3 protein-coding genes are annotated in these 6,747 nt (G+C 50.9%); all 3 read right to left on the minus strand.

Annotated elements, in window-relative coordinates; genetic code table 11:
- Nucleotides 1-5: 5 nt before the first annotated feature.
- Nucleotides 6-902 (minus strand): endonuclease/exonuclease/phosphatase family protein, encoded by an 897-nt coding sequence (locus HMPREF0670_RS08540; protein WP_009230762.1) that lies wholly within the window; start codon nt 900-902, stop codon nt 6-8.
- Nucleotides 903-1,282: 380 nt separating this feature from the next.
- Nucleotides 1,283-3,061 carry a RagB/SusD family nutrient uptake outer membrane protein gene (locus tag HMPREF0670_RS08545; RefSeq protein ID WP_009230763.1) on the minus strand — a complete coding sequence of 593 codons (1,779 nt, stop codon included), beginning with the start codon at nt 3,059-3,061 and terminating at the stop codon, nt 1,283-1,285.
- 12 nt (nt 3,062-3,073) lie between these two features.
- Nucleotides 3,074-6,628 (minus strand): SusC/RagA family TonB-linked outer membrane protein, encoded by a 3,555-nt coding sequence (locus tag HMPREF0670_RS08550; RefSeq protein ID WP_044077997.1) that lies wholly within the window; start codon nt 6,626-6,628, stop codon nt 3,074-3,076.
- Nucleotides 6,629-6,747: the final 119 nt, after the last annotated feature.

The following is a 6,747-nucleotide window of genomic DNA, read 5'->3' on the forward strand; positions in this document are numbered from 1 at the left end:
ACAACCTAAAAACGAACATCCACAAAGACGGGGAAATGGTCGCTTATCGTTCCCGTTTCGGTTACTTTCCCGTTTATTTCGAGCTGCTTTACCACGGCCGTTTGCACCACTTTCACCGCGCCCTTGTGCGCCTTGTCAACGAGAATATAGTCGATGGTTTCGTTGGGTTGGTCGACAGAAGTGCCAGTTTGTGGGGTGATGATGTCGAAAGCCTTGGTTATGATGGGGAAAGCAGTTAGTTCGGGTTTCCACGAAGGCGAGTCGTTAAGGTCGCCAGCGAAGAAAACGGGCTGCGTGGCGAGCGTGGTTAGCTCGTGGTTTACGATTTCGGCACTGGTTTTTCGGGCCGTTGCGTCTAGGTCGAGATGGGTGCCTAGCAGCGTGAACCGCGGGAAAGTGAGCACCATCAGCGCGCGAGTTTCTTTGCCGGGCAACGCTACTTTCTTGATGGATGTGGGCTGCATGGCGCGTTTGTACAACACGCCCGGCCCTATTTTGCCCTCCGAATAAGGGGCGGCCGAGCCGAAAAAGAGGTCGTAGTCTAGGCCTGTGGCGCGGCGAATGTCGTCGAGCAGGTAGCGTTTGGCGCGTTCGGTTGTGCCGCTGTCCAGCTCTTGAATCACCACCACGTCGGGGTTCAGTGCCTTTATCACCTTGGCGAAGTCGGCGGTATGCTCGTCAGAGAATGTTTTGTTGCTGGTGTTGCTCTTGCAATAGAAACAGTTGTAGGTCATTATGCGCACGTTGCCTTCTGCCTTGGCGTACTTATAATCTTCGTTTTTCGGCTTTGGCTGGTAATCGGGGATGTGTCCCGGCGCGTCTTTTCCGCCACAACCCATGATGGGAAGTGAGGCGACAAAGAGCGATGCGGCAACGACAAGGGTGCTGAATAAAGGTTTCATAAGCTATGAATGTATTTAAAAAGCCTCACCCCCTGCCCCTCTCCAAAGGGGAGAAAGGAGTGAGATGCTTTGTGGAAATGTGGTAAAAGCCTCACCCCCTGCCCCTCTCCAAAGGGGAGAGGGGAGTGAGATGCTTTGTGGATTAACAGGTGAAAGGGTGGAAAGGTGGAAAGGTGAAAGGGTGAAAAGGTGAAAAGGTGGAAAGGTGAAAGGGTGAAAAGGTGAAAAGGTGAAAAGATGGCTAACGCCCACTAACTCGTCAACTCTTTAACTTGTCCACTCGCTAACTTGTCAACTTGTCAACTCGTCAACCTATTAACTTGTCAACTGGTCAACTTGCTAACTTGTCCACTTGTCACCTCGTCCACTCGTCAACCGAATTACCATCCTGGGTTTTGTTTTATCACCCCTCCATAAATTGTTATTTGGTCTTGTGGGATGGGATATAGGTAATCGCGGTCTTCGTTCCACTTGCGTTGGTTGTTGGCGATGTCGTGTACGATGATGTTACCGCCATTGGCTCCGTTGGCCACATGCAGGTTCACGCCAAGTTTTAAGAACTGTTTGATGCCAGCCACTTCGGCATTTGCCTTGATGTTGTCGATGTCTCCTTCGTATATGCAGACGTCTTCCGCATCGTTTACCCCATTGCCATTGAGGTCGCAAACAACGAAATGTTTGGTGTCATCGAGCTTTGGAATAACCATCCCTTTAAATTGTTGCTCGAAAGTTTTACCTGCTTTCCACCGCATAAGGTCGTCGTAGCGTAAGCCCTCTGCCAGCAATTCGATGGTTCGTTCGCGCCTAATTTCAAGTATTACGCCCTTATTTGCGCCCGTAACGTTGGGATAACCCGTTTCGGCAGCTTCGAGATAGGGGTCGGGATTGGCGTTGGCTGTGGCCAAATCGATGTTGGGCATGCCCACTCTATCTCTTATCAGCTTTACCGACTTGTCTAGATCTGCCTGCGTAAGCGTTCCTAATTCGGCTTTTGCCTCGGCAAAGTTAAGCATAACTTCGGACAAACGGAATAGCGGAATGTCGTTTTGCGACTTGTTATAGCCGTCTGATGCAGTGGTGGAAACCCACTTGATGATTTGATAACCCGTTGTTGCGGCAGCAAAGCTAACGGGTGTAACCGTTGTTTGGCCTATTCGTTTGTAGCCGGGCGTTACGATAGTTTGTGCCAATCGCGGGTCGCGGTTCTGCATTTCTTCGTAAAATTGCATCTTATCGTAGTCGGCTTGGTCGGTAAAACGCGACCCATCTTTCAACAGATAGCTGTCAACCACTTTCTTGTTTAGGCCAGGTGCAGAGCCGCCACCGAGGAAATAGAGGTTGGCTGAATGCACGATGCTTAGCCCGCTGAAATAGTTTCGGGCGAGTATAACTTCTTCCGTCTTGGCCTTGTCTGCGGCAAAGAGGTCGCGATAGGGTTGTTCGCCAGCTGCGTAGATGGTGTATTGTCGGCTGTCCATGAGCGTTTCGGCAGCCGATGCGGCAGCGGCGAGATAGCTTTCGTAGCCCGATACACCATGATATTTGCGCCAAGTACCCTCATAGAGGCATACCCTAGACTTCAAAGCCAGTGCAGCCCACTTTGTAACGCGATAGAGATTTTTTGCCGTCGGCAGGTTGTCGATGGCGTAATCTAAGTCGGCTATGATGTTGCTCATCAGTTCGTTGCGTGGTGCGCGCGGTGAATATAGACGGTCGTCGGTAGACGATAGCACATCGCTGAACCAGGGAACTTCGCCAAATCGTTTCACCTTATTATAATAGAAGTAGGCTCTGAAAAACCTTGCAACACCCTCGTACTCCTTGCGAGCGGCCTCATCGCCACATCGCGAGCAGTCTTTCAGAAAGCTGTTGATGTTGGCCAGCTGTTTCCAACCCCATCCGCCACCGCTTTGTGGCACACTTCTCGTGCCCAAAACTTCGGGCAATAGCGTTGTGGGTATGATGATGTCGGCCGTTTCCGAGTATAGGTTTTCGGCCGTAGGGAAGTCGGCATAGAAGCCATTGGTAAACACTTCTAGCTCCTTGCGGTTGTTGTAATAGTTTTGGTCTGCCAGCTTGTCTAGCGGTTCTAGGTCCAAGCTGCAGCTTGTAAGCAATGCGGCCGTGGCCAGGCATTGGGCTAATAATATTTTTTTCATGATTGTTTGCGCTTAGAATGAAACATCAAGTCCGAAGGAGAATGTCTTTGAGAAGGGATATACACGTCCGTTCGAGTCGTACGTCATTTGCTCTGGGTCTAGGTAATCGCTCTTCAGCTTGCTGGTGATGAAGATGTTTTCGCCGCTGAAATAAACGCGTACCTTTTCTAGATAAGCCTTCTTTGTGAGCGACTTTGGCAGCGTATAGCCAAAGGTTAGGTTCTTCAAACGGCAGTAAGCAAGGTCTTGCAGGTACCTGTCGTTAGGCTTGCTCATGGCGAGTTCGCGTGCCAGGTCGGCAACGGGACGTGGAAAATATGCGCCGCGATTGTTTGTCGACCACACTTTGGCAGGAAAATCCTTGGGGATGAATGAGCTGTAAGCGCGTGCATACGGCCCCCAGAACATCATGTTGTTGCCGCCAGGGTATATGTTTTGTTTGCCGATGCCCTGCCAGAACATTGAAAAGTCGAAACCCATCCAGGCCATGTTAACCGTGATGCCATAGTGATAGCGCGGAGTTGAATTGCCTATGCGTACCAAGTCGCCATGATTGTCAAGCGTTCCTTTGCCAATGTCAATCTTCTTGCTGTCGTCAACATCGTCGAAGATAAGGTCGCCCGCCTTATCTGTGAACCTCGAACCAAGGAAAGATTGGTCTACGCCACGGTCAATTGCCTCTTGATCGCTTTGGTAAATGCCCTTAATGCGAAATCCCCAAATCTCTCCCCATTCCATTCCTTCGTAGTCTTGGCCGAGCACTTTCGACTCGTTGCCCTTGAATTTGGTTATTTTCGTCTTGCTGTCGGCCAGCGTTAGGTTAACGCCGTAGTAGAAAGGCTTGCCTGCAAGGTTAAACTTGTCGTTCCATCCTACCACCAATTCAAATCCGTTGGTGCGCAGTTCGCCGTTGTTTTCGTATGGCGCATTGTAGCCGTATACGGCAGGGAGTGCTCTCGCTGCGGCCAACATGTCTTTGGTTGTACGACGATAAACGTCGAGTGCAAGTGAAAGGCGGTTGTTGAAAAGGCCAACGTCGAGACCAACGTTTTGCGTAACGATGGTTTCCCACGTCAACGAGCCCGATGTGGGATCGCCCAGCGAGGCGTAAGTGGCCTGCGTGTTGTCGAATATGTAATTGAGTGTGGTGGTGTTGGCCAATGATATCAGGCGCATGTAGGGGTAGAATGTGTTCTTATTGAACTTTGCGCTGTTGTCTGTTATTTGGTTTCCCAGTGAGCCAAGCGATGCGCGTAGTTTCAAATTGCTAACCACGGGGCGCACGGGAGCAAAGAACGCTTCTTCGCTGATGCGCCACCCCAAAGCCACAGAGGGGAAGAAACCCCAGCGATGATTGCGTGGGAAACGCGACGTTCCGTCGTAACGCATGTTGGCCTCAACAAGATAACGCCCGTTATAATCGTAACTAAGGCGGGCGAAGTAGCCCATCAGTGCGAACTCGTTCTGCGATGATTTCACGCCCTTAGCCCCTGTGGAGAGTGCAAGGTCGTTGAGTACGTCAGACGTCAGGTCCTCTCCCGAAGGCTCCACAAACTTGTAATGTCCTCTTTCGTAGTTGCTGCCCACCACAGCACTCACGTTATGAACGTCGGCAAAGGTGCGGTGGAAGTTGGCATAAAGGTCGTACACATAGTTCTCGTATGTGTCGCGCCCGTCTTTCAGCTTGTTGTTGAATGGCCATCCGCTAGCCGTTAGCACCTCGTTGGGGCGTATGGCATATTGTATGTTGGCAGCGCGGGCTTGTTTCTCTTTTGCGTAGTTGCGGTAAGTTAACTTACCCGTTATCTCCAAGCCCTCCATCACTTTGAGCACGGCTCCGATAGCGTAGGTTTGCTCGGTTTTGCCAACTTGCGTAAAGCCGTTACCTGTACGCAGCATGGCGGCAAAGCCGTCTGCGGGTTTGTCTTTGCTATTTGGAAGAAGGTAGACATTTGTTCCGTCTGGATTTACAGGAACAATCCAAGGCATGGCATGAAAGACAAGGTTACCCACGTTGCCACCGCCTTCATAGTCGTAACCTGCTTGTTTATACTTCGACTTGAAAAGCGAAGCGGTGCTGAAAACCCTTAGCCACGGCGTTACTTCGGCATTGAATTTGGCCATAAGTGTGCGCGTGGAGTATTTGTCTGTGCTGAGGGCGTACAGTCCGTCGTGGTCGTTCATGCCACCGCTAATCATATAATTCATCTTATCTGTTCCGCCACTTACGTTTAGATTGTGGTTCCACGTGGGTTGCGAGAAGTTGAAGATGTAGTTATACCAATCGAAATTGCCATAATAATGGTAGCGACCATCCTGTGGGTCGACAACAGTCCACGGTCTTGCAGGATTTTCCGTCACGTCGTATCGCCGTTTTTCCAATATTTTGTAGTCGTCGGCGTTCAGTCCAGAGTAGCTGCTACCCGTTGTAGCCGTGTTAAACTCGTCTACCAGCCGTGCAACGTCATAGCCCACCGTCATGAAATCGGTTTTGGTTGTGGGTGCCGAGAAACTGAAACGGCCATTGTAGTTGATGTGCGCTTGTCCGTCTTTGTTGCTCTTGGTGGTGATAAGCACCACGCCGAAACCGGCACGCGCACCATAGATGGCGGCCGAGGCGGCATCTTTAAGTACCGAAACGCTCTCGATGTCGTTGGGGTTAATGCGGTCGATGCTGCCTTCTACACCATCGATGAGTACCAATGGTGCGCCAGAGTTGGTGATTGAGGTCTTTCCGCGGATGTTCAACGTGGCTGCTTCGCCAGGTGTACCCGTTCCAAAGCTGATGTTTAGGTTGGGTACCTGTCCCTGCAACATCTGTCCAAGGTTGGTGACTGGCCTGTCTTTCAACTCTTCTGCCCCAACGGTACTCACTGCACCGATGAGGTTGGCCTTCTTTTTGGTGCCATAACCAATGACAACCACCTCGTCTAGTCCGCGTGTTTGTTCGTCTAGCGTTACGTGCATGCCCTCTGTGGGCTTTACCGTCTGTGGCTTAAAGCCCACATACGACACGGTGACGAGGTTTCCGGGTGTCAGTTCGAGGGTGAAGTCGCCGTTGATGTCGGTAATGGTACCGCCCGTTCCGCCTTTTTCGCTAATGGTTGCGCCCACGATGGGTTCGCCCTTTGCGTCGCTCACGTTTCCTTTTATCCGGCGTTTCTGTCCCTTGTCGGGTTGGCCGGACTGCGCGTTTTTTGCTTGCGCCAAGCTAATTTGGTTTCCTTGGGCCTTGTAAGCCAATCCCGTGGCGGCGCACATCTCGTCTAGAATTTGCAGTGCGGGCCGTCCGTCGAGGCTCACTTTCACCCTATTGGGCATCATCTTTTGCACCTCGGCGTTGTAAACGAACACGTAGTTGCTATTCTTCTCGATGTAGCTTAGTACGCTTTTCACCGTATACATGCTGTTGCCAGCCGTTAGGGCCGTTAGTTGCCCATGCCCTATGGCAGCCCATGTGGCCGAGGTTGAGGCCATACATGCCACGGGTGCAAGTAGCATGAGGGCCGATACGTAGCGTTGGGCTATGCGCCAACGCCAAGTCTTTATGTAAACGTTTTCTCTCATGGGGTTTGTATTAATGTAGTTATTGTTAATTCGCTAATAGAATGTTTAGGCAATAGCACCTATATATATAAGGTGTGTTCCTATTAATAAAGTCGTAAGGAAAGGGTAAATGTATAGGG

The organism is Prevotella sp. oral taxon 317 str. F0108 (assembly GCF_000162415.1).
In the GTDB taxonomy this organism is placed as follows: Bacteria; Bacteroidota; Bacteroidia; order Bacteroidales; family Bacteroidaceae; genus Prevotella; species Prevotella conceptionensis.